Raw genomic sequence first — 23,086 nt, forward strand, 5'->3', positions numbered from 1 at the left:
AATCGTCGCAGGCCACCGGTGCCTCGAACTGAATGTGGGTAAACCGTGAGCGTTTCTCTAAGCCGTCTCGAGCGTCAGCTCGGCTACACCTTCAAGGATCAGGAACTGATGATCCTTGCCCTGACACACCGCAGTTTTGCCGGGCGTAATAACGAGCGCCTGGAATTCCTCGGTGATGCCATCCTCAATTTCGTCGCCGGCGAAGCCTTGTTCGATCGCTTCCCGCTGGCCCGTGAAGGCCAGTTGTCGCGCTTGCGTGCGCGCCTGGTAAAAGGCGAGACCCTGGCCGTACTGGCCCGTGGTTTCGACCTGGGTGATTACCTGCGCCTGGGTTCCGGCGAGCTGAAGAGCGGCGGTTTCCGTCGCGAGTCGATCCTGGCTGACGCCCTTGAAGCACTGATCGGCGCGATCTACCTCGATGCAGGCATGGAAGCAGCCAAGGAGCGCGTTGTCGCCTGGCTGGCGACCGAGATCGAAAGCCTGACATTGGTAGACACCAACAAAGATCCGAAGACCCGCCTGCAGGAATTCCTGCAGTCCCGGGGTTGCGACCTGCCGCGTTACGAAGTGGTGGATATCCAGGGTGAGCCGCATTGCCGAGTGTTCTTCGTCGAATGCGAAATCACCTTACTGAATGAAAAAAGCCGAGGTCAGGGTGTGAGCCGTCGTATTGCCGAACAGGTAGCGGCCGCTGCAGCACTGATTGCCCTGGGCGTGGAGAATGGCCATGACTGATTCAACCGCAACTCGCTGTGGCTATGTTGCCATCGTTGGCCGTCCGAACGTGGGCAAGTCCACGTTGCTGAACCACATCCTGGGACAGAAGCTGGCGATCACCTCGCGCAAGCCTCAGACCACCCGCCACAACATGCTTGGCATCAAGACCGAAGGCGCCGTACAGGCGGTCTACGTTGATACCCCGGGCATGCACAAAGGCGGCGAAAAGGCCCTTAACCGCTACATGAACAAAACCGCTTCGGCGGCGTTGAAAGACGTCGACGTGGTGATCTTCGTGGTCGACCGCACCAAGTGGACCGATGAAGACCAGATGGTTCTGGAGCGCGTGCAGTACGTCACCGGCCCGTTGATCGTCGCGTTGAACAAGACCGACCGTATCGAAGACAAGGCCGAACTGATGCCGCACCTGAGCTGGCTGCAGGAACAACTGCCGAACGCCCAGATCATGCCGATCTCGGCCCAGCACGGGCACAACCTCGAAGCCCTGGAGCGTGTGATCGCCGGTTACCTGCCGGAGAACGAGCACTTCTTCCCGGAAGACCAGATCACCGACCGCAGCAGCCGTTTCCTCGCCGCCGAACTGGTACGCGAGAAAATCATGCGCCAGATGGGCGCCGAGCTGCCGTACCAGATCACCGTCGAAATCGAAGAGTTCAAGCAGCAGGGCAAAACCCTGCATATCCACGCGTTGATCCTCGTTGAACGTGACGGCCAGAAGAAAATCATCATTGGCGACAAGGGCGAGCGCATCAAGCGCATCGGCACCGAAGCGCGCAAGGACATGGAATTGCTGTTTGATTCCAAGATCATGCTCAACCTGTGGGTGAAGGTTAAGGGTGGTTGGTCCGATGACGAGCGTGCGTTGCGTTCGTTGGGTTACGGCGACCTGTAACAGGTCTCCGGAACACCGCAGGACAAATGTGGGAGGGGGCTTGCTGTGGCGAGGGAGCTTGCTCCCGCTGGGGCGCGAAGCGGCCCCAATCCAGTCGCCGAGGCCCATCAGTTAAAACGCGGTGTCTGGTTTTAGGGCTGCTTCGCAGCCCAGCGGGAGCAAGCTCCCTCGCCACAAAAGCGCTTCACCACACTGGCCTCTCTTTAGAGACTCTTACACGGCATGTCCCAAACCCCACCCACCGGCCAACCCGCCTACGTCTTGCACAGCCGCGCCTACCGCGAGACCAGCGCCCTGGTGGACTTCCTCACACCCCAAGGCCGTCTGCGCGCAGTCTTGCGCAGTGCTCGCGGGAAGGCGGGCACCCTGGCGCGGCCCTTCGTGGCCCTGGAAGTGGAGTTTCGCGGACGTGGCGAGCTGAAGAACGTCGGCCGCATGGAAGCCGCCGGCGTCTCCAACTGGCTCAACGGCGAGGCGCTGTTCAGCGGCCTCTACCTCAACGAGTTGCTGATCCGCCTGCTTCCCGCCGAAGACCCACACCCCGGCGTCTTCGATCACTACGCCGCCACCTTGCTTGCCCTCGCCGAAGGCCGCCCCCTCGAACCGCTGTTACGTGCATTCGAATGGCGCCTGCTGGATGACTTGGGCTACGGCTTCGAACTGAGCAACGACCTGCACGGCGATCCCATCGCCGCCGACGGCATGTACCGCCTGCAAGTGGACGCAGGCCTGGAGCGGGTCTACCTGCTGCAACCCGGCCTGTTCCAAGGCACTGAGCTGCTGGCCATGAGCGAAGCCGACTGGACCGCCCCCGGCGCCTTGTCTGCCGCCAAGCGCTTGATGCGCCAGGCCCTGGCCGTGCATTTGGGCGGTCGGCCACTGGTCAGCCGCGAGTTGTTTCGAAAGCCCTGACATCCCCGTGTATGCTGTGCAGCGATTCCTTCCCTCTTCAGGAGCGCTTTTCGTGACCACCAGCAATCGCATTCTTCTCGGCGTGAACATCGACCACGTAGCCACCCTGCGCCAGGCCCGGGGCACCCGTTACCCGGATCCGGTCAAGGCCGCGCTGGACGCCGAAGAAGCGGGCGCCGACGGCATCACCGTGCACCTGCGCGAAGACCGCCGCCACATCCAGGAGCGCGACGTGCTGCTGCTCAAGGACGTGCTGCAAACCCGAATGAACTTCGAAATGGGCGTCACCGAAGAAATGATGGCGTTCGCCGAGCGCATCCGCCCGGCGCATATCTGCCTGGTGCCGGAAACCCGGCAGGAACTCACCACCGAAGGCGGCCTTGATGTGGCTGGCCAGGAAGCGCGGATCAAGGCTGCCGTGGAGCGTCTGTCGAAGATCGGCAGTGAAGTCTCGCTGTTCATCGACGCCGACGAGCGCCAGATCGAAGCTTCGCGCCGTGTAGGCGCACCGGCCATCGAACTGCACACCGGCCGTTACGCCGACGCCACCACGCCGACTGAAGTTGCCGACGAATTGCAGCGCATCATCGATGGCGTTAACTGCGGCCTGGGTGAAGGCTTGATCGTCAACGCTGGCCACGGCCTGCACTACCACAACGTCGAAGCGGTCGCCGCAATCAAGGGCATTAACGAGCTGAACATCGGCCATGCGCTGGTGGCGCACGCGCTGTTCGTCGGCTTCAAAGGCGCCGTCGCCGAGATGAAAGCCTTGATTCTGGCTGCCGCCAAACATTAAAAGAGCGCTGAAGATCCAATGTGGGAGCGGGCTTGCTCGCGAATGCGGCGTGTCAGCCGGTGCATGAGGAACTGACCCACCGCCTTCGCGAGCAAGCCCGCTCCCACATGTGGCAATGCGAACCCTTACTGTTTAGGTGATGCAGGTGTATGGTATCTGCCCTTTGCGGGTCTCGGACTCGCGGCAGATACGTGAGGTTGTTGTGTCCCAATCGTTTTCCCGTCGACAAATCCTGGGTGGTCTTGCCGGTCTCGCGGTAGTGGGCGTCGGTGCCGGTGGCGCCTACCGCTATTGGCTGGGTAAGGTCGCCGAGGCCGAGGCAGGGCACGATTACGAGTTGATCGCCGCGCCATTGGATGTGGAGCTGGTACCGGGACACAAGACCGAAGCTTGGGCGTTCGGCCCTTCGGCGCCGGGGACCGAGTTGCGGGTGCGTCAGGGTGAATGGCTGCGGGTGCGCTTTATCAACCACCTGCCGGTCGCCACCACCATCCACTGGCACGGCATTCGCCTGCCGCTGGAAATGGACGGCGTGCCGTATGTCTCGCAATTGCCGGTACTGCCGGGCGAATACTTCGACTACAAATTCCGCGTGCCCGATGCCGGCAGCTACTGGTATCACCCTCATGTGAACAGCAGCGAAGAACTCGGCCGTGGCCTGGTAGGGCCGCTGATTGTCGAAGAGCGCGAACCCACCGGTTTCAAACACGAACGCACCTTGAGCCTGAAAAGCTGGCACGTGGACGAAGAGGGCGCCTTTGTGGCCTTCAGCATCCCGCGTGAAGCGGCGCGTGGCGGTACCGCCGGGCGCCTGTCGACCATCAACGGTGTGTCTCAGGCGGTGATCGATCTGCCGGCCGGCCAGATCACCCGCGTGCGCCTGCTCAACCTCGATAACACCCTGACCTATCGCATTAACATCCCCGACGTTGAAGCGCAGATCTATGCCCTGGACGGCAATCCCGTCGAACCACGCCCGTTGGGCAAGGAGTACTGGCTGGGCCCCGGCATGCGTATCTGCCTGGCCATCAAGGCGCCTCCCGCCGGTGAAGAACTGTCGATCCGCAACGGCCCGGTACGCCTGGGCACCTTCCGCTCGGTCGCCAGCACCGACGCACCTACCGAATGGCCGCCTGCGTTGCCCGCCAACCCGGTCGCCGAGCCGGACCTGGCGAATGCCGAGAAACTCAACTTCAATTTCGAATGGGTTGGATCGGTTTCGGTGAACGTGGACAATAAGCCGCCGAGCCTGTGGCAGATCAACGGCCAGGCCTGGGACATCACCGACAAGACCTGCGCCGACCGCCCGATTGCCAAGCTGGAAAAGGGCAAGAGCTACATTTTTGAATTGAAGAACATGACCCAGTACCAACACCCGATCCACCTGCACGGTATGAGTTTCAAGGTCATCGCCTCGAACCGCCACAAGGTGATTCCGTACTTCACCGACACCTACCTGCTGGGCAAGAACGAACGTGCCCGCGTAGCGTTGGTGGCGGATAACCCGGGTGTCTGGATGTTCCATTGCCATGTGATCGACCACATGGAAACCGGCCTGATGGCCGCCATCGAGGTGGCGTGATGCGCCAGTTTCGCCCCACGGCGATTATCGACCGCAGCCGCGACCAGGACTTCATGCGTGAAGCGCTGACCCTGGCCGCCCAAGGCGCCGCGCTGGGTGAAGTGCCGGTGGGCGCGGTGCTGGTGCAGGATGGAGAAATCATCGGGCGTGGCTTCAACTGCCCCATCAGCGGCAACGACCCCAGTGCGCATGCCGAGATGGTCGCGATCCGGGCCGCGGCCCAGGCCGTCAGCAATTACCGGCTGCCGGGCAGCACGCTCTACGTCACGCTGGAGCCGTGCAGCATGTGCGCCGGGCTGATCGTCCACTCGCGGATCGCCCGGGTGGTGTACGGCGCGCTCGAACCAAAAGCCGGGATCGTGCAAAGCCAAGGGCAGTTTTTTACCCAGGGCTTTCTCAATCATCGGGTGCTGTATGAAGGCGGGGTGTTGGCCGAAGAGTGCGGGACGGTGTTGAGCGAGTTCTTCAAGGCGCGAAGAGCCAAACCCACGGTTTGATCGTTATATTCTCGTAGCAGCTGTCGAGCCCCAGCGAGGCTGCGTCGGCGGCACCCGTTAGTGCGCGGTGCTCCCCACGCAGCCTCGCTTGGGCTCGACAGCTGCTACGGGAAGGGTTACTTCTTGGCGACAATCACCGCCCGCATCGGCGCCGGCAGCCCTTCGATGGTCTTGCTGTGATCCTCAGGGTCCAGGAAGTCGCTGAGGGACTGATACTTCATCCACTCCGTGCCGCGCTGTTCCTCAATCGTCGTCACGCTCACATCCACACAGCGCACATCGGTGAAGCCCGCGCGGCGCAGCCACAGCATCAGCGCCGGCACCGACGGCAGGAACCACACGTTGCGCATCTGCGCGTAACGGTCTTCCGGCACCAGCACCTGCTGCTGATCGCCTTCAACCACCAGCGTCTCCAGCACCAACTCACCGCCCTTGACCAGGCAATCCTTCAACGCCAGCAAATGCTCGATCGGCGAACGGCGGTGGTAAAACACGCCCATGGAAAAGACGGTATCGAAGCCTTCCATATTCGGCGGCAGATCTTCAAACGGGAACGGCAGGTGCCAGGCCTTTGGCTCAGGCAAGTAGCGCTGCACCGCCTGGAACTGGCAGAAGAACAGCCAGTTCGGGTCGACGCCAATCACGCTGTCCGCCCCGGCGCCGAGCATGCGCCACATGTAATAGCCGTTACCGCAGCCCACATCGAGGATGCGTTTGCCCTTGAGGTCCAGGTGCGGCGCGACTCGCGACCACTTCCAGTCCGAGCGCCATTCGGTGTCGACGTGCACGCCGAACAGATCAAACGGGCCTTTGCGCCACGGGCATAAGCCCAGCAGGGCCGTACGCATTTGCGCACGGGTTTCGTCGTCGCAATCGGTGTCGAGCACCAGACCATTGAGCAGGTCGATGTCGCTGGGCATGATGTTCGGCAGCGCATCCAGCGCACTCTGCCAGCGCTCCAGGTCGCCATGACCTTTTTCCATCTTCGCATCGAGTTGCGCCTGCAGGCCCTGGGCCCAAACGGCCAGGGGAGTGCCGACCAGATGGCGGGCGAGGGGAGACAGATCAATCATGGCAAGGCAATCAACGAGGCAAAGTTAAGACACTGGAACCACGGCACGACTTTCGAGAATCCGGCCGCCAGCAGGCGTTCGCGGTGTTCTTCGAGGCTGTCGGGCTTCATGACGTTTTCGATGGCGCTGCGCTTCTGGGCGATTTCCAGTTCGCTGTAGCCGTTGGCGCGCTTGAAGGCGATGTGCAAGTCGGTGAGCAGCGCGTGTTCTTCAGGATCATTGAAGCGCAGCTTTTCCGAGAGGATCAGCGCGCCGCCCGGCAGCAGCGATTGGCGAATGCGCGAGAGCAAGGCCAAGCGTTGTTCGGGGGCGATAAATTGCAGGGTGAAGTTCAGCGCCACCACCGAAGCCGGCTGGAATTGTAGCGCGAGGATATCGCCCTCGATCACCTCCACTGGCAGCAACTCCTGGAACATCGAGTCCTGGCCGTTGAGGTATTCGCGGCAACGCTCGACCATCGCCGCCGAGTTATCCACAGCAATCACCCGGCAACCGTCGGTGCGCACGTGACGGCGCAGGGCCTGGGTGACTGCGCCGAGGGATGAACCGAGGTCGTAGAGCACGCTATTGGGCTGGGCAAACTGCGCCGCGAGTACGCCGAGGTTCTCGACGATGGTCGGGTAGCCGGGCACCGAGCGCTTGATCATGTCCGGGAATACCCGCACCACGTCTTCATTGAAGGCGAAGTCTGGCACCTGGGGCAGGGGCTGGGCGAATAGGCGATCGGGTTCTTTGCTCACGGCTGTTCCGGCGACGAAGGGGGAAAGCCGGGCATTTTAGCCAAGTTGGTCGTCGGATGCGCGGGTTGTCTGATGGAACGCCGATGCGGTAATCCCCCACTGCCCCAGCCAATAACTGACGATCAGCAAATACGGCGCCGCTTCAAACGAAACCACAAACCGATTGATCCCAATCAGCGTGTCGGAAAACACGAACGACGCTGCGCCCGCCGCCGCCAGGTACGCTGAGCGCTTGGGCACATCGCTGCCCAATCGCGCCAGCGCTCGCCACAACATGGCGCTGATCACCAGCGCATACACCACCACCGGCACCAGCAATGGGCCAAGGCCGTGGGAAATCAGAATGCTCAGCAATATCGCGCCCACCACCAGTGCCAATACCAGCGGCAAAAAGGCCGGTCGGCGGCAGTCGCTCAAGTAGGCTTTCAGGTACGCCAGGTGCGCGAACAAAAACGCCCCCAGGCCGAAGATGAACAAGTCGCCGGGCCAGGCCAGCAGCACATCGCCCACCAGGGAAAAAATCAGCCCCAGGCTGATCCAGCGTCGATAGTCGGTAGGCGGCGCATCATGCAGCCAGCCCAGCAACGCCAGTACCGGCAACGGCTTTACCAACAGGCAGAGCAGGGTGGCGTGGGTGCTCAGGCCGTAGATAAAGGTCACCGCACCCATCAACGCAAGGATCATCCATGGCATATCAGTTCACCGTAATGGCGCAGTCGAAGGTTTCGGCCGGTTCTGCTTCCGGCTCCCAGGGTTGTTGTGAGGTGAGGCGCAAACGGCCCTGGCCGGCGTTGAAGGCCTGGAAGCGCCAGGTGGATTGACCGCCGCTGCCGACCACACCGGTGTCTTCAGTGTTGCTGTAGACCTCGGGGCTCAGGCTGCGCAGCACACCGCCGGCCGAGTCCTGGATGGCCCAGCGATAACCGGTGGTGGGATTGCTTGGCAGGGTCAGGATCAGGTTTTGCCCGGTCTTGAGTTGCAGTGGGCAAGCGCTCTGTTTTTCCACGGTGACGTTTTGCTTCGGCGCGCTGGCGCAGGCGGCGAGCAGGCAAAGGCTCAGGGGGAGAAGCAGGCGGGCAGCGGTCATGGGGGCTCCGTTGTTTGACGACGAAGGGCGAGCATAACCGAAGATGAGACAAGGTGTGACAGATGGCGTTGTGTTGGCTGCTCCGGCCTCTTCGCGAGCAAGCCCGCTCCCACATTCGACCGCATTCCAAAGGATTAACTCGGTCAAGTGTGGGAGCGGGCTTGCTCGCGAAGGGGCCAGCTCAGGCACTACATAACTATCAGAACAACACCTTCGCCACATCCGCAAAGCGCTTGGCAAAGTGCACCGTCATCCCTTCCTTCAGATACTCCGGCAGCTCCTCAAAGCTCCCGCGGTTAGGCTCCGGCAAGATCAACTCGTGAATCTTCTGGCGCCGCGCCGCAATCACCTTCTCGCGGACCCCACCAATCGGCAGTACATGTCCGGTCAACGTCAGTTCACCGGTCATCGCCACGCCCTTTTTCGGCGGCTGGTTACGTGCCAGGGACAGCAGCGCACTGGCCATGGTCACGCCCGCGCTCGGGCCGTCTTTCGGCGTGGCACCTTCCGGCACATGCAGGTGCACGAAAGCTTCGTCGAAGAACTTCGGATCACCGCCGAACGACTTCAGGTTGGAGCTGATGTAGCTGTAGGCAATCTCGGCCGATTCCTTCATCACGTCACCCAGTTGCCCGGTGAGTTTGAAGCCACGGTTCAGTGTGTGAATACGCGTCGCCTCGATCGGCAGGGTCGCGCCGCCCATGCTGGTCCAGGCCAGGCCGGTGATCACACCGGTGCCCGACAGCACTTGCTCGTTACGGAACACCGGCATCCCCAGGGAGGCTTCCAGGTCTTTGTTGCCAATCTTGATCACCGAGTCCGGCTCATCCAGCAGCTTGACTACCGCCTTGCGCACCAGTTTGCCCAGCTGTTTTTCCAACTGACGCACACCGGCTTCCCGGGCGTAGCCATCGATCAGGGCGCGCAGGGCGCCGTCGCTGATGGACAGGCTGTTTTTCGACACGCCGGCTTTTTCCAGCTGTTTTGGCCACAGGTGACGCTTGGCAATCGCGACCTTTTCTTCGGTGATGTAGCCCGACAGGCGAATCACTTCCATGCGGTCCAGCAATGGGCCGGGGATCGAGTCCAGGGTGTTGGCGGTGCACACGAACAGCACTTTGGACAGGTCCAGGCGCAGGTCCAGGTAGTGGTCGAGGAATTCGACGTTCTGTTCCGGATCCAGGGTTTCGAGCAGCGCCGAGGCGGGGTCGCCCTGGTAGCTCTGGCCCATCTTGTCGATCTCGTCGAGCATGATCACCGGGTTCATCACTTCCACATCTTTGAGGGCTTGCACCAGCTTGCCCGGCATCGCGCCGATGTAGGTGCGGCGATGGCCCTTGATCTCGGCCTCGTCGCGCATGCCGCCGACGCTGAAGCGGTAGAACGGCCGGCCGAGGGATTCTGCAATCGATTTGCCGACACTGGTCTTGCCCACGCCCGGCGGGCCCACCAGCAACACGATGGAGCCGGCGACTTCGCCTTTATAGGCGCCCACCGCGAGGAATTCGAGGATGCGACTCTTGATGTCGTCCAGGCCGGCGTGGTGCTTGTCGAGCACTTTGCGGGCGTGCTTCAGGTCGAGTTTGTCCTCGCCATACACACCCCATGGCACCGAGGTGGCCCAGTCCAGGTAGTTGCGGGTAACCGCGTACTCCGGCGAACCGGTTTCCAGGATCGACAACTTGTTCATTTCTTCGCTGATGCGTTTTTGCGCCTGGGCCGGCAGCACCTTGTCCACCAGGCGTTGTTCGAACTGCTCGACGTCGGCGCTGCGATCGTCCTTGGTCAGCCCCAGTTCCTGCTGGATGACCTTGAGTTGCTCCTTGAGGAAGAACTCGCGCTGGTGCTCGCCGATCTTGCGGTTCACTTCGGCGGAGATTTCTTTTTGCAGGCGCGCGACTTCGACTTCCTTGCGCAGCATCGGCAAGACTTTTTCCATGCGCTTGAGCATGGGTACGCAGTCCAGCACTTGCTGCAACTCATTGCCGGTGGCCGAGGTGAGGGCCGCGGCAAAGTCGGTCAGCGGCGACGGATCGTTGGGGCTGAAGCGGTTGAGGTAGTTCTTCAGTTCTTCGCTGTACAGCGGGTTGAGCGGCAGCAGTTCCTTGATCGCATTGATCAGCGCCATGCCGTAGGCCTTGACCTCATCGGTCGGCTGGGTCGGCTGGTGCGGGTATTCGACTTCCACCAGGTACGGTGGACGGTGGTGCTTGAGCCAGGTCTTGATCCGCACGCGGGTCAGGCCCTGGGCGACGAATTGCAGCTTGCCGTTTTCGCGGCTGGCGTGATGCACCTTCACCAGGGTGCCGTACAGCGGCAGGCTGGAGGTGTCGAAGTGGCGCGGATCTTCGGGCGGGGTTTCCATGAAGAACAGGGCAAGGGAGTGGTGGTCGGATTTGCTCACCAGCTCCAGGGTTTCGGCCCACGGCTCTTCATTGACGATCACCGGCAACACTTGCGCCGGGAAGAACGGCCGATTGTGGATCGGGATGATGTAGACCTTGTCGGGCAGGTTTTGCCCTGGCAGGGCCAGGCCAGTGTTGGAAGAAGTGTGTTCAGCGTTTTCCGGATCGGCGTAGTCGTTGAGGTCGATGTCCGGGAATTCTTGCTGGTCGCTCATGGGGCACCTGCATAAGGAAGTATGCAGGTTAGATGGGGCAGGTCGGCCGTGGTTTCAATGGGTGGGGTGAGATAGCAACATATTGCACAATATTTTCAAAAGCGCCGCTGAACAAATGTGGGCTTGCTCGCGAATGCGGTCTGTCAGTCAATGCATCTGTGACTGATGCGCCGCATTCGCGAGCAGGCCCGCTCCCAAATTTTCGATTGCATTTCGTCAGCTGAGTTTGTGCAAGTAGGCCGGTAAAGGCTGTTCAGGCAGCACCGACAGCACCTTCAAGCGCTGCAACATCCGCTGCCTGGCCCGTTGCAGGTGCTCGCGCAGGTTCAGTGCGGCGGCGTCGAATGCGCCATGCAGCAACAGTTCAAGGATCAGCCGGTGCTCGGCCAGCATCGCCGGATCGGCACCGATGCCCAGCAGGCGGTAGAAAATCCGGCTGATGATCATCGGGCTCTGGCCCTGGCGAATCAGCGCGGCGATCTTGCGGTTTTGCAGGCCCGCCAGGCAGTGCTGGTGCAGGTCTTCCTCGATTTGCTCGATTTCTTCCAGGCTGCAATGGGCGCTGTCCTGGGCATCGAGCACCCGCTGCAACATGGCTTGCAGCAGGTCGCGGTCGAGGTTTGGCGCGCTCTGGCGCAGGGCTTCCGGCTCCAGGCAGGCGCGCAGTTCGTAGTCTTCGGTGACTTCCCGGGCGGTCAGCGGCCCGGCCAGCCATTGGGAATAGGGTTCTTTTTCCACCAGGCCACGGTCCCGCAGGCGCATCAGTGCTTCGCGCACCACCGCACGGCTGACGTTGTAGTGCTCGGCGGCAGCCTGTTCATCCAGGCGGTAATGCCCGAAGGCGATGCAGGTCGAAAGCGCTGCGCCGATTTCCTCGACGATGCGCTCCCCCAGCGGCCGGGTGTCCACCAATTCATCTTCACCGTTGAGGCCCAGGTGCGCATGGCTCAGGGGCAGGCGCAGCGGCTCCATGTCCAGGCCCTCGGGGTTGATCAGGTAACCGCGGCCATCAAAGCGGCAGATCAGCCCTTCGTCATGCAGCAGGTTCAGGGCTTTGCGCACCGGCACCCGGCTGGTGCCGAACAGTTCGGCCAGCGGCGCTTCCAGCAACACCAGGCCATGGCGCGCGGTGCCGTGGGTGATGGCATCGCGCAAAACCTGGTGAATCATCGCGTAACGGGAAGCCGAGGCTGACACTGCTTTCATCGGGTTCTCTGGAGCAAACGGGTCGGTGGCCGGGGATTCTCTCATAGTTGCGCCTGTCACTCTGCGCCACGTCGGTGGCACTTTTTTGGGGCCTGCAGAGGGAGTTGTTACTTTTCTGCACCAAAATGTACTTATTAAGAAAAGATACATTATTTCATTGTGAACGAGTGTTAAACGCCCGCCGATATTTCTTTTGATGTCTGAAACCCATCTAGGCCGTGTATCTGCTTCAAGCTGCCCTACATGCCCAACGCGGTGTCAACGAGACTGGCACGAAAGCTGCCTTTGTAAAATGTACATTTTATTAATATGTACGTTTTTAAAAGGTCATTCCCATGTCAGACGCCACTTCACTGGCCGAGGATTTCGCCAGCGGTCACAGCGACCCGGTGCAGGCACTTGAACAGGCACTTGCCGACGCGAGCAAGGTCCCCAGCGTATTCATTTCCCTGACCGCCGAGCGCGCCCGCCGTGAGGCCGAAGCGTCCGCTGCCCGTTGGCGTGCCGGCCAGCCGTTGAGCGTGTTCGACGGCGTGCCGCTGGCCTGGAAAGATCTGTTTGATGTGGCCGGCAGCATTACCACAGCGGGCGCCGCCTATCGCAGCCACGCACCGGCCGCCTTGCTGGACGCGCCGAGCGTAGGCCTGTTGTGCCGCGCCGGCATGGTCAGCGTGGGCAAGACCAACCTCAGCGAGCTGGCGTATTCCGGCCTGGGCCTGAACCCGCATTTCGGCACGCCGCATAACCCGAGCAGTGTCGATCAACCGCGTATTCCCGGCGGCTCATCGTCCGGTTCAGCCGTCGCCGTGGCGGCCGGCATCGTACCGATCGCCATGGGCACCGACACTGCCGGCTCCATCCGTATTCCCGCAGCACTGAATGGCGTAGTGGGTTATCGCAGCAGCTGCCGACGCTACAGCCGCGACGGCGTTTTCCCGCTGGCCCACACCCTCGACAGCCTCGGCCCGCTGACCCGCAGCGTGCGCGATGCGCTGGCCATCGACGACCTGCTCAACGCTCGCGACCAGCGCCCGCCACGCCAGGCCCGCAGCCTCAATGGTCAGCGTTTTTGGGTCGAACAAAATGTGCTCGAAGACGCCCGCGTCGAACCCGCAGTGCGCGATAACCTGCAGCGTTGCGTGGACCGCTTGAAAGCCGAAGGTGCGCTGATTGATGTGCGCCCCTCGAAGACCTTCCAGGCCACCCTCGACCTGATCCAGCAACAAGGCTGGCTTGGCTCCTTCGAAGCCTTCGCCCTCCACGAAGCCCTGCTCGACAGCCCTGATGCCGAGCAACTCGACCCCCGCGTACGCCGTCGCCTTGAAGCGGCTCGCACGCTGCCGGCCAGCCAACTGCTGGCGCTCTACGAAGCCCGTCGCCGCCTGCAACAACAGCTTGTCGACGAACTCGACGGCGCGATCCTCATCACCCCCACCGTGGCTCGCGTAGCCCCGGCCCTGGCGCCACTGGAAGCCGACGATCAACTGTTCGTCAGCACCAACCTCGCCACCCTGCGCCTGACCATGCCCGGCAGCCTGCTGGACATGCCCGGCGTCAGCCTGCCCAGCGGCCGCGACGCCCTGGGCCTGCCCACTGGCTTGCTGCTCAGCGCCCCCAGCGGCGAAGACGCGCGCCTGCTTCGGGCCGCGCTGTCAGTCGAAACCGCACTCACTTTTTAAGGAGACACATCATGGCTAAAGACATCCTCTGTGCATTTGGCGTCGACGTCGACGCGGTCGCCGGCTGGCTCGGTTCCTATGGCGGCGAAGACTCCCCGGACGACATTTCCCGTGGCCTGTTCGCCGGTGAAATCGGTGCGCCACGCCTGCTCAAATTGTTCGAGCGCTATGGCCTGCGCACCACTTGGTTTATCCCCGGCCACTCGATGGAAACCTTCCCTGAGCAGATGAAAGCGGTGGCCGACGCCGGCCACGAAATCGGTGTGCACGGCTACAGCCACGAAAACCCGATTGCGATGACCGCCGAGCAGGAAGAAATCGTCCTCGACAAGTCCATCGAACTGATCACCCAGGTTACCGGCAAGCGCCCCACCGGCTACGTCGCGCCGTGGTGGGAATTCAGCAAAGTCACCAACGAACTGCTGCTGAAAAAAGGCATCAAGTACGACCACAGCCTGATGCACAACGACTTCCACCCGTACTACGTCCGCAAGGGCGATACCTGGACCAAGATCGACTACAGCCAGCACCCCGACACCTGGATGAAACCCCTGGTGCGTGGTGAAGAAACCGACTTGGTGGAGATCCCGGCCAACTGGTACCTCGACGATCTGCCACCGATGATGTTCATCAAGAAAGCCCCCAACAGCCACGGCTTCGTCAACCCGCGTCACCTCGAAGAAATGTGGCGCGACCAGTTCGACTGGGTCTACCGCGAGCACGAACACGCGGTGTTCACCATGACCATCCACCCCGACGTTTCCGGCCGCCCGCAAGTGCTGCTGATGCTTGAGCGGCTGATCGAACATATCCAGAGCCATGCCGGCGTGCGCTTCGTCACCTTCGACGAAATCGCCGATGACTTCATCCGCCGCCAACCGCGTACCTGAACTGCCCAACTTTTGTAGGAGCGAGCTTGCTCTCGAAAACCGTCAACGATAACGCGGCCCGTCTGGTTAAAACGGGGCGTTCTCAGGTTTTTCGCGAGCAAGCTCGCTCCTACAGTCGGGCCAACCGCGTACCTGACACCCGTACCTAAACCCTGGCCAACCTCCCGAGGCGCGATTCATGTCTATCTACAACAAGCTTGATCTGACTGGCTGGAAACCCCGGCAACTGACGCCCAAGGAAGTGCGTTTCGCCACCTGGATCGCATTTTTTGCCTGGGTGTTTGCGGTGTATGACTTCATTCTTTTCGGCACCTTGCTGCCGGAAATCGGGCGGCACTTTAATTGGGGTGAAGTGGAGCAAGCGCAGATAGCGACATGGGTGGCGGTAGGCACCGCCGTGGTCGCGCTGGCCATCGGTCCGATCGTGGACAAGCTGGGTCGGCGCAAAGGGATTATTTTCACCGTGGCCGGTTCGGCAATCTGCTCGGCGCTGACCGCCATTGGCGGCGCGTGGGGCAAGTCTTCGCTGATCCTGATCCGTTCGCTGGGCGGCCTGGGTTATGCCGAGGAAACCGTCAACGCCACCTACCTGAGCGAGCTGTACGCCGCTTCGGATGACCCGAAACTGGCCAAGCGTCGCGGCTTTATCTACAGCCTGGTCCAAGGCGGCTGGCCGGTGGGCGCGTTGATCGCGGCAGGTTTGACCGCGCTGTTGCTGCCGGTGATTGGCTGGCAGGGCTGCTTCGTGTTTGCGGCGATCCCGGCGATTGTGATTGCGGTCATGGCGCGCAAGCTCAAGGAGAGCCCGCAGTTCCAGATTCACCAACGCATCAGCGAGCTGCGCAAAAGCGGCTCGGTGAAAGAAGCACAAAACGTCGCCGTGACCTACGGCGTGGACTATGACGAACACAGCAAGGCCGGCCTCAAGGCTGCATTCCGTGGCCCGGCCCGCCGTGCAACGTTGGTGATTGGTGCGGCGCTGTTGCTCAACTGGGCCGCGATTCAGGTGTTCAGCGTGTTGGGTACGTCGGTGATCGTCAGCGTGCACCACATCTCGTTCGAGAACTCGCTGATCATCCTCGTGCTGTCGAACCTGGTGGGTTACTGCGGCTACCTCAGCCACGGCTGGATGGGCGACAAGATCGGCCGGCGCAACGTGATCGGCCTGGGCTGGATGCTCGGCGGGCTGTCGTTTGCCGGGATGCTGTTTGGCCCGAGCAACATGGCAATGGTGGTCGGGCTCTACAGCCTGGGCCTGTTCTTCCTGATCGGGCCGTACTCGGCGGCACTGTTTTTCATCAGCGAAAGTTTCCCCACCAGCATCCGTGCCACCGGTGGCGCGATCATCCATGCCATGGGACCGATTGGTGCAGTGGTTGCCGGGTTTGGCGCGACCCAAGTGTTGTCGGCCGGCAGTGACTGGCAGACCGCTGCGCTGTGGTTTGGCGCGCTGCCGTGCTTTCTGTCCGGTGCGTTGATGTTTGCCGCACGCCATGTGCGTCCGGAAACCGTTCAGTAAGGAGTCATTTGATGAGTCGTAAAGTTGCATTGATTACCGGTGCCGCCAGCGGCATCGGCCAGGCCCTCGCGGTGGCGTATGCCCGCAGCGGCGTGGCGGTGGTGGGTGGGTATTACCCGGCCGATCCCCATGACCCGCATCACACGGTTGCGCTGGTGGAAGAGGCCGGCGGTGAATGCCTGATGTTGCCGCTGGACGTGGGCGATACGGCGTCGGTGGATAACCTGGCGGCGCAGGCGGTCCAGCACTTCGGTCGCCTCGATTACGCGGTGGCCAACGCAGGGCTGTTGCGCCGTGCGCCACTGCTGGAGATGACTGACGAACTATGGAACGAGATGCTCAACGTCGACCTGACCGGGGTGATGCGCACCTTTCGTGCGGCGACCCGCCACATGAGTGACGGCGGGGCATTGGTGGCGATTTCGTCGATTGCCGGTGGCGTGTATGGCTGGCAGGACCACGCGCACTATGCGGCGGCGAAGGCTGGGGTGCCGGGGTTGTGTCGGTCGCTGGCGGTGGAGTTGGCGCCGTTGGGGATTCGTTGCAATGCGGTGATTCCGGGGTTGATCGAGACGCCCCAGTCGCTGGACGCGAAGAACTCCCTGGGGCCGGAAGGCCTGGCGAAGGCGGCGCGGGCAATTCCGCTGGGTCGGGTAGGGCGGGCGGATGAAGTGGCGTCTCTGGTGCGTTTTTTGACCAGTGAGGAATCGAGTTACCTCACCGGACAGAGCATCGTGATTGATGGTGGCCTGACCGTGCGCTGGCCGGATTAACCCCGGTTTTAAGCCGGACTCGGTCAAAAATGTGGGAGCGGGCTTGCTCGCGAATGCGGTGGATCAGTTCCGCATGTATTGGCTGGCACTCCGCTTTCGCGAGCAAGCCCGCTCCCACATTTTTTTTGCGTTCGCCGTTTGATTATTTGAGGAGTTCACCATGCCCCAACTCTCTAACCGCCGTGCCGTGATCACCGGTGCCGGCAGCGGCATCGGCGCCGCCATCGCCCGTGCCTACGCCGTCGAAGGCGCACGCCTGTTGCTGGCCGACCGCGACGCCGCAACCCTCGCCGAAACGGCCATCACCTGCCGCAACCTCGGTGCCGAAGTCCTCGAGTGCGTGGCCGATGTCGGCACTGTCGACGGCGCCCAGGCCAGCGTCGATGCCTGTGTCACCCACTACGGCGGCATCGATATCCTGGTCAACAACGCCGGCATGCTGACCCAGGCCCGGTGCGTCGACCTGACCATGGACATGTGGAACGACATGCTGCGCGTCGACCTCACCAGCGTCTTCGTCGCCAGCCAGCGCGCCTTGCCCCACATGATTGGCCAGCGCTGGGGCCGGATCATCAACGTTGCCTCGCAACTGGGGATCAAGGGCGGCGCCGAGTTGACGCACTATGCAGCGGCGAAAGCTGGCGTGATCGGCTTCACCAAATCCCTCGCGCTGGAAGTGGCCAAGGACAACGTACTGGTCAACGCCATTGCGCCCGGGCCGATTGAGACGCCGTTGGTAGGCGGCATCAGCGACACCTGGAAACGCGCCAAGGCTGCCGAGTTGCCCTTGGGTCGTTTCGGCCTGGCGGATGAAGTCGCGCCCACCGCGGTGCTGCTGGCCAGCGAGCCGGGCGGCAACCTGTTCGTCGGCCAGACCCTCGGCCCGAACTCCGGCGATGTCATGCCATGAGCGGGCAATAAGCATGTGCGGACTCTGCGGCCTGCTGGGCGAAGACTTGCACTGGAGCGATCCCCTGGGCGATGAGTTGCCGCGTCGCCGCGAACGCCTGCGCCGCATCGCGGCGATCAACCAGGTGCTGGCGGTGTTCCGGCTCAAGGTCGAAGACTTCCAGGGCGCGTCCTATCTACTGCTGGGCGCCACCGGCAAACAGGAACTGGCCAGCGGCCTGGATCAGCTGTGGCGGGCGGCAGAGACCATGCTCGGTCGGCCGCTGGACCCTCTTGACCCCAAATTACTCGACCACTTGGAACAGGGTCTTCTGTAGGAGCGAGCTTGCTCGCGAAAAACGTCAACGATAACGCGCCCTCTCTGGTTGAACGCGGCGTTCTCAGGTTTTTCGCGAGCAAGCTCGCGCCTACAGGAGGCCAGCAACGAGGTAGAAATATGAGCATCGCCCTGAATGTCATCACCGGCTTCCTCGGCAGCGGCAAGACCACCTTGCTCAAGCGCCTGCTGCAAGGCGAAAGCCTTGGCGACACAGCGTTGCTGATCAATGAGTTCGGCGACGTCGGCATCGACCATCTGCTGGTGGAAGAAGTCGCGCCGGACACCGTGCTGCTGCCCAGCGGTTGCGTCTGCTGTTCGATTCGCGGCGAGTTGAAAGACGCCTTGCTCGGCCTGTTGCAGCGCCGTGAGCGTGGCGAGATTCCGGCCTTCAAACGGGTGATTCTGGAAACCACCGGCCTGGCCGACCCGGCGCCAATCCTCGCCACCTTGAACAACGACGTGCAGCTTCGCGGGCGCTTTCATATCGGCTTGGTCGTGACGTTGGTAGACGCCAGCCATGCCGTCTTGCAAGAGCGCCTGCACCCGGAATGGCTGGCGCAAGTGGCCGCCGCGGATCGCCTGCTGTTGAGCAAGACCGACCTCGTCGAAGACTGCGCCCCACTGCGCGCGCACTTGCAGGCACTGAACGCCGGTACGCCGATCCTCAATACCTGCGATATCGACAGCGGTGAACAACTGCTGCTTGGCGAAGGCCTGCGCAGCGCCGAACCTGCGGCCGAAGTCAGTCGCTGGCAACTCCATCAAACCACCGCCGCCAACCACGGCGCCGCGCAAGTCTGTTGCCTGACCTTCGACCAGCCGCTGGATTGGGTGGGGTTCGGAGTCTGGTTATCGATGCTGTTAAGATGCAACGGCGAACGTATTCTTCGCGTCAAAGGACTGCTCAACGTGAACGCAAGCTCGGCCCCCATCGTTATCCACGGCGTGCAGCATTGCCTGCATGCCCCGGTTCACCTGCCTGCCTGGCCGGGGACCGATCGGCAATCACGCCTGGTGTTTATCCTGCGAGGTCTCGACCCGGCGTTGCTGCGTCGCTCCTTTGAAGTGTTCTCCAGAAGGTTCGCCGCATGATCACGCTGCGCGTCCTCGGTACCTCGGTGACCTTGCTCGAATGCCTGCGTGTGCGAGCGGAAAAAGAGCTGGGCATTCGCCTGGTGTATCAGGTGCACGATGTCGAGCAGGCCCAGCGTATTGCAGTGATGCAGCCGGACAGCTACGACCTCTACGACCAGTGGTTTCACAACGTCGATTTCGTGTGGCCGGCCCGGGCGATCCAGCCGATCGACACCCGGCGCATTGCGCTGTGGCACGAGATCAACGACCTGCCCAAGCGCGGACGTTTGTCCGCCAACGACCGCCTGGGCAGCGGCAGTGTGCCCAGCGAGCGCCTGTTCGTGCAGCACGATGGCAGCCTCGGCAGCACCGTGACCGAACGCATCAGCATGTTGCCCCTGACCCACAACGCCGACAGTTTCGCCTACCGCCCCGAGCGCTTGCCCGAAGGGTTCAACCGCGCCAACGAGAGCTGGGGCTGGCTGCTCGACCCAGCCTGGGGCGCACGTACCGCGCTGCAGAGTGACGCCGCCATCGGTGCCCTCGATGCTGCACTGGCGGTGCAAGGCGCAGGGCTCGCGAGCTTCAAGGACATCGGCAACATGAGCATCGAAGAGATCGATGTGCTGGCGGATATCCTGGTACGCAAGCAGAAGGAAGGGCACTTCGCGGCGTTCTGGTCGGATGACGAAGAAGCGGCGCAACTGATGCTCAGCCCGAGCATCGACATCCAGAGTTTGTGGTCACCGACCCTGATGCGCCTGCACCGGGCCGGGGTTAAGTATCGCCTGGCGGTGCCCCGTGAAGGTTATCGCGCCTGGTTCGGCGGGTTGTCGTTGTCGCGCCATGCCAAGGGCCCGGTGCTGGATGCGGCCTATGCCTACCTCAACTGGTGGCTGTCCGGCTGGCCAGGTGCGGTAATGGCGCGCCAGGGTTATTACATCGGCAACCCGGCCCGCAGCCGTGATCACCTGAGCAGTGCCGAATGGGATTACTGGTACGCCGGCCAGCCCGCGCGGGAAGAGCTGTTGGGCAGCGATGGCTTACCGTTGATTGATGTGGGCGAAGTGCGCGACGGGGGCTCCTATGAGCAACGCATGGGGCACATCGCGGTGTGGAACTCGGTGATGGACGAGCACAACTACCTGGTGCGGCGCTGGGGTGATTTCATGCGGGCGCGCATGTAGCAACGGCTCTATGTCGCCAAATTAATGACGGGAAAACTCCCGTACTTATTGGATGCACTTCCTCTCTTGCGCAGCTAGTCTGGATCATTCGAATGTCCTTTTAAAAAGGATATTTATTTGACGCCAGTTCAGCTTTCGCGAGGGACGCGTATGACGAAGGGAGATTTCGGCTGGAGGAGACGGGCGCTGCCAGAGGGCAACAAAATGAGGTGGCGCCATACCTTTCAAACCCGGATCGCCGGGGTGCTGGCGCTGCTGTTACTGGTGGTCGTGGCGGCGGTGTATTTCGCAGTGAAGACCGCGACCAATCACGCCGTGGAAAATCAGGCCCAAGTGCAACTGGAAACCGGCAGCCAGGTGTTCGAACGGCTGCTCGACCTGCGTGGCCGGCGTCTGCAATATGGCTTGAACTGGCTCGCGGCAGACCTGCCCTTCCGCCAGTCTGTCGCCGAGGGTGAGCCCGCCGAGATTCTCGCCGCGCTGCGCCGGCATGGTACCGGCCTGACGTCCAGTGAGGTGTTTGTGCTGGGCCTCGACGGTCGGGTGATGGTCAGCACGTTACAGGCGCTGACCCCGGGCCAGCCTTTTCCCTACAACGATGCCTTGCGCCAGGCCCGGCGCAGCGGCCTGCAAATGTTGATCGTGGCCCTGGATGGCCGGCCTTTTCTGCTGGTGCAACAGGACGTCGTCGACCTCACACCGATTGCCCGTGTCGCCATGGGCTTCCCCATGGACGAAATCTTTGCCAGTGAATTGCGCTCCATGAGCAACCTCGAGGTGTCGTTCTTCAGTGCGCAGCACGGCCAGCCCGGCGAACTGTTCAGCACTCAGCCCGAGTCACTGCAGGCATCGATTGCCAGTAACTTGCAGGCGCCGTACATCAATTCCGAGGCGCAACTGAACCTGTTTCACGGCCAGCGTTACCTCAGCCAGGTGTTGCCCTTGGGTAACACCGCAGACGGCGGTGAAGTGCGGGTGCTGCTGCAAAGCCCGCTGGACCACGCCCTTGAGTCCTTCGCGCCGCTGGACCGGCAATTTCTTGCAATCGCCCTGGTGGTGCTGCTGGTGTCGCTGGCGGGCGCTTTGTTCCTGGCGCGTAGGGTTTCGCGCCCACTCAATGCGCTGGTGCAGGCCGCCGAACGCATCGGTGCCGGTGATTACCGTACGCCAGTGCGGGTGCGCAGCCATGATGAGTTCGGCCTGCTGGCCCAGGCCTTTAACGCCATGCAAACCGGGATCGCCGTGCGCGAACGGCAACTGGCCCACAACGCTCTGCACGATCCGCTCACCGGCCTGCCCAACCGGGCGCTGGCCATGGAGCGCCTGGGCAGTGCCATCAGCGCCGGCCGGCCCGTGGTGTTGCTGTACCTGGGGATTGAAAACTACCGGGTGATCAATGAAAGCTATGGCCCGGAAGGAGTGGAAGAAATGCTCCGCGAAGCCAGCCGCTGCCTGCTGTCGAGCCTCTCGGCCAGTGACACCGCCGCGCGCATCACCGGCAGCGAGTTTTTGCTGCTGCTGGAAAACACCGAGATCGACCGTGTCGTGGCCTTGGCTGACCGCCTGTATGGGCTGCTGACCGAGCCCCAGCGCATCGGCGGCGATGAACTGCGCCACGAAGTGAGCATCGGCATCGCCGCGTACCCGGCCGACGGCCAGCAGGTTGAAGAACTGATCAGCCGCGCCGCGCTTGCCCGCCACGATGCGGCAGCGTTACCGGGCTATTTACAGATCTACCAACAAGACCGCGACCTCGCCCACCAACGCCAGATCACGCTGATCCGCGACCTGCGCCGGGCGGCGGCGGAAGGTGAGTTGCACCTGTGTTATCAGCCCAAGCTCGACTTGCACCATGGCCATGTGAGCCAGGCCGAAGCGCTGTTGCGCTGGCAGCATCCGACCCTTGGGCTGGTATCGCCCGCCGAGTTCATTCCCCTGGCTGAGCGCACCGGCAGCATGGGCAACCTTACCCACTGGGTGATCGAAGAAGCCATTCGGCAATTGGCCGAGTGGGAGGTGCGCGGGTTGCAGGTGCAGTTATCGGTGAACATCTCGGTGGATGACCTGGCCGATGACAGCCTGGCCCTGCAGGTGACCGAGCTGTTGGCGCGCTACTGCGTATCGGCCCGGCAACTGATTTTCGAAATCACCGAAAGCGCGATCATGCACAACCCGGCTCAGGCCCTCAGCGTGCTGGAGCAACTGCGCGGTTGTGGCATCAGCCTCTCGGTGGACGACTTCGGCACCGGCTATTCATCCCTGGCGCAACTGCAACGATTGCCAGTGCAGGAACTGAAGATCGACCAGTCGTTCATACGCAATCTCGACGGCATCTCCGGCGACGGCGTGATCGTGCGCTCGACCATCGAAATGAGCCACAACCTGGGGCTCAAAGTGGTGGCTGAAGGTGTGGAGTTCGAGCCTAGCCTCAAGCTGCTCAAGCTCTGGAAGTGCGACACGGCCCAAGGCTATCTGATCAGCCGGCCACTGAACGCCATGGCGTTCGAAATGTGGATGCGCCGCGAACGTGTGCCGGTGTGAACACAAAAAAAGGCGGCTACCCATAAGGTAGCCGCCTTTGTCTTGCCGCCGC

21 protein-coding genes are annotated in these 23,086 nt (G+C 62.2%); 15 read left to right on the forward strand and 6 right to left on the reverse strand.

Annotated features, from left to right (window positions below):
* Positions 1–45: 45 nt before the first annotated feature.
* From rnc to tadA, 6 genes are all read left to right on the forward strand, one after another.
* The gene (rnc, locus tag ACA046_RS05245; RefSeq protein ID WP_076017605.1) at positions 46–735 is read left to right on the forward strand and encodes a ribonuclease III; all 690 of its coding nucleotides are present in this window, start codon (positions 46–48) and stop codon (positions 733–735) included.
* A complete protein-coding gene (gene era / locus ACA046_RS05250) occupies positions 728–1,630 on the forward strand; it encodes a GTPase Era (protein ID WP_003210432.1) in 903 nt (300 codons plus the stop codon). The genes rnc and era overlap by 8 nt, the downstream gene beginning before the upstream one ends.
* A gap of 222 nt (positions 1,631–1,852) precedes the next feature.
* A complete protein-coding gene (gene recO / locus ACA046_RS05255) occupies positions 1,853–2,542 on the forward strand; it encodes a DNA repair protein RecO (protein WP_497676046.1) in 690 nt (229 codons plus the stop codon).
* Between the two features lie 52 nt (positions 2,543–2,594).
* The gene (pdxJ, locus tag ACA046_RS05260; RefSeq protein ID WP_003210427.1) at positions 2,595–3,338 is read left to right on the forward strand and encodes a pyridoxine 5'-phosphate synthase; all 744 of its coding nucleotides are present in this window, start codon (positions 2,595–2,597) and stop codon (positions 3,336–3,338) included.
* 202 nt (positions 3,339–3,540) lie between these two features.
* Entirely contained in the window at positions 3,541–4,920 is a 1,380-nt protein-coding gene (locus ACA046_RS05265) for a multicopper oxidase family protein (protein WP_459026215.1), read from the forward strand.
* Positions 4,920–5,417, forward strand: a complete 498-nt coding sequence (gene tadA, locus ACA046_RS05270; protein ID WP_459026217.1) for a tRNA adenosine(34) deaminase TadA — start codon at positions 4,920–4,922, stop codon at positions 5,415–5,417. The genes ACA046_RS05265 and tadA overlap by 1 nt, the downstream gene beginning before the upstream one ends.
* Before the next feature lie 116 nt (positions 5,418–5,533).
* Here the strand turns inward: tadA and cmoB are convergent, their stop codons facing one another.
* From cmoB to ACA046_RS05300, 6 genes are all read right to left on the reverse strand, one after another.
* A complete protein-coding gene (cmoB, locus tag ACA046_RS05275) occupies positions 5,534–6,490 on the reverse strand; it encodes a tRNA 5-methoxyuridine(34)/uridine 5-oxyacetic acid(34) synthase CmoB (RefSeq protein ID WP_459026219.1) in 957 nt (318 codons plus the stop codon).
* Positions 6,487–7,230: a carboxy-S-adenosyl-L-methionine synthase CmoA gene (cmoA, locus tag ACA046_RS05280; protein ID WP_093201534.1), complete on the reverse strand. Its 744-nt coding sequence runs from the start codon at positions 7,228–7,230 to the stop codon at positions 6,487–6,489. Before cmoA ends, cmoB begins: the two co-directional genes overlap by 4 nt.
* 36 nt (positions 7,231–7,266) lie before the next feature.
* Entirely contained in the window at positions 7,267–7,923 is a 657-nt protein-coding gene (locus tag ACA046_RS05285; protein ID WP_459026223.1) for a lysoplasmalogenase, read from the reverse strand.
* A 1-nt stretch (position 7,924) separates the two neighbouring features.
* Positions 7,925–8,317: a protease inhibitor I42 family protein gene (locus ACA046_RS05290; RefSeq protein WP_010176924.1), complete on the reverse strand. Its 393-nt coding sequence runs from the start codon at positions 8,315–8,317 to the stop codon at positions 7,925–7,927.
* 199 nt (positions 8,318–8,516) lie between these two features.
* The gene (lon, locus tag ACA046_RS05295; protein WP_226476632.1) at positions 8,517–10,937 is read right to left on the reverse strand and encodes an endopeptidase La; all 2,421 of its coding nucleotides are present in this window, start codon (positions 10,935–10,937) and stop codon (positions 8,517–8,519) included.
* A 216-nt stretch (positions 10,938–11,153) separates the two neighbouring features.
* The gene (locus ACA046_RS05300; RefSeq protein WP_076017595.1) at positions 11,154–12,143 is read right to left on the reverse strand and encodes a GntR family transcriptional regulator; all 990 of its coding nucleotides are present in this window, start codon (positions 12,141–12,143) and stop codon (positions 11,154–11,156) included.
* Between the two features lie 335 nt (positions 12,144–12,478).
* Here ACA046_RS05300 and ACA046_RS05305 point away from each other — a divergent pair, with 335 nt between their 5' ends.
* From ACA046_RS05305 to ACA046_RS05345, 9 genes are all read left to right on the forward strand, one after another.
* A complete protein-coding gene (locus ACA046_RS05305) occupies positions 12,479–13,822 on the forward strand; it encodes an amidase (RefSeq protein ID WP_497676047.1) in 1,344 nt (447 codons plus the stop codon).
* Positions 13,823–13,833: 11 nt separating this feature from the next.
* The gene (locus tag ACA046_RS05310; RefSeq protein WP_003210406.1) at positions 13,834–14,712 is read left to right on the forward strand and encodes a polysaccharide deacetylase family protein; all 879 of its coding nucleotides are present in this window, start codon (positions 13,834–13,836) and stop codon (positions 14,710–14,712) included.
* Between the two features lie 178 nt (positions 14,713–14,890).
* On the forward strand, positions 14,891–16,231 hold the full coding sequence (locus tag ACA046_RS05315) for an MFS transporter (protein ID WP_017476084.1): 1,341 nt from the start codon (positions 14,891–14,893) through the stop codon (positions 16,229–16,231).
* Between the two features lie 11 nt (positions 16,232–16,242).
* Positions 16,243–17,004 (forward strand): SDR family NAD(P)-dependent oxidoreductase, encoded by a 762-nt coding sequence (locus tag ACA046_RS05320; protein WP_459026231.1) that lies wholly within the window; start codon positions 16,243–16,245, stop codon positions 17,002–17,004.
* 160 nt (positions 17,005–17,164) lie between these two features.
* Positions 17,165–17,914 (forward strand): SDR family NAD(P)-dependent oxidoreductase, encoded by a 750-nt coding sequence (locus ACA046_RS05325; protein ID WP_459026233.1) that lies wholly within the window; start codon positions 17,165–17,167, stop codon positions 17,912–17,914.
* A gap of 13 nt (positions 17,915–17,927) precedes the next feature.
* Complete coding sequence (locus ACA046_RS05330) at positions 17,928–18,230, forward strand: hypothetical protein (protein WP_076017591.1); 303 nt, start codon at positions 17,928–17,930, stop codon at positions 18,228–18,230.
* 119 nt (positions 18,231–18,349) lie between these two features.
* Positions 18,350–19,324 (forward strand): CobW family GTP-binding protein, encoded by a 975-nt coding sequence (locus ACA046_RS05335; protein WP_497676048.1) that lies wholly within the window; start codon positions 18,350–18,352, stop codon positions 19,322–19,324.
* Positions 19,321–20,493, forward strand: a complete 1,173-nt coding sequence (locus tag ACA046_RS05340) for an ABC transporter substrate-binding protein (RefSeq protein ID WP_167664567.1) — start codon at positions 19,321–19,323, stop codon at positions 20,491–20,493. Before ACA046_RS05335 ends, ACA046_RS05340 begins: the two co-directional genes overlap by 4 nt.
* Positions 20,494–20,697: 204 nt before the next feature.
* The gene (locus ACA046_RS05345; RefSeq protein ID WP_497676049.1) at positions 20,698–23,034 is read left to right on the forward strand and encodes a putative bifunctional diguanylate cyclase/phosphodiesterase; all 2,337 of its coding nucleotides are present in this window, start codon (positions 20,698–20,700) and stop codon (positions 23,032–23,034) included.
* Positions 23,035–23,086 lie beyond the last annotated feature (52 nt).

It is taken from the genome of Pseudomonas sp. LBUM1641 (genome assembly GCF_059716235.1).

Coding starts and splice junctions, on each gene's coding strand:
- ACA046_RS05290 (WP_010176924.1), bottom strand. CDS start 8,317: ATGACCGCTGCCCGCCTGCTTCTCCCCCTGAGCCTTTGCCTGCTCGCC.
- ACA046_RS05315 (WP_017476084.1), top strand. CDS start 14,891: ATGTCTATCTACAACAAGCTTGATCTGACTGGCTGGAAACCCCGGCAA.
- ACA046_RS05300 (WP_076017595.1), bottom strand. CDS start 12,143: ATGAAAGCAGTGTCAGCCTCGGCTTCCCGTTACGCGATGATTCACCAG.
- recO (WP_497676046.1), top strand. CDS start 1,853: ATGTCCCAAACCCCACCCACCGGCCAACCCGCCTACGTCTTGCACAGC.
- era (WP_003210432.1), top strand. CDS start 728: ATGACTGATTCAACCGCAACTCGCTGTGGCTATGTTGCCATCGTTGGC.
- ACA046_RS05305 (WP_497676047.1), top strand. CDS start 12,479: ATGTCAGACGCCACTTCACTGGCCGAGGATTTCGCCAGCGGTCACAGC.
- ACA046_RS05325 (WP_459026233.1), top strand. CDS start 17,165: ATGCCCCAACTCTCTAACCGCCGTGCCGTGATCACCGGTGCCGGCAGC.
- ACA046_RS05340 (WP_167664567.1), top strand. CDS start 19,321: ATGATCACGCTGCGCGTCCTCGGTACCTCGGTGACCTTGCTCGAATGC.
- lon (WP_226476632.1), bottom strand. CDS start 10,937: ATGAGCGACCAGCAAGAATTCCCGGACATCGACCTCAACGACTACGCC.
- ACA046_RS05335 (WP_497676048.1), top strand. CDS start 18,350: ATGAGCATCGCCCTGAATGTCATCACCGGCTTCCTCGGCAGCGGCAAG.
- cmoB (WP_459026219.1), bottom strand. CDS start 6,490: ATGATTGATCTGTCTCCCCTCGCCCGCCATCTGGTCGGCACTCCCCTG.
- ACA046_RS05285 (WP_459026223.1), bottom strand. CDS start 7,923: ATGCCATGGATGATCCTTGCGTTGATGGGTGCGGTGACCTTTATCTAC.
- ACA046_RS05320 (WP_459026231.1), top strand. CDS start 16,243: ATGAGTCGTAAAGTTGCATTGATTACCGGTGCCGCCAGCGGCATCGGC.
- ACA046_RS05330 (WP_076017591.1), top strand. CDS start 17,928: ATGTGCGGACTCTGCGGCCTGCTGGGCGAAGACTTGCACTGGAGCGAT.
- tadA (WP_459026217.1), top strand. CDS start 4,920: ATGCGCCAGTTTCGCCCCACGGCGATTATCGACCGCAGCCGCGACCAG.
- ACA046_RS05310 (WP_003210406.1), top strand. CDS start 13,834: ATGGCTAAAGACATCCTCTGTGCATTTGGCGTCGACGTCGACGCGGTC.
- ACA046_RS05345 (WP_497676049.1), top strand. CDS start 20,698: ATGAGGTGGCGCCATACCTTTCAAACCCGGATCGCCGGGGTGCTGGCG.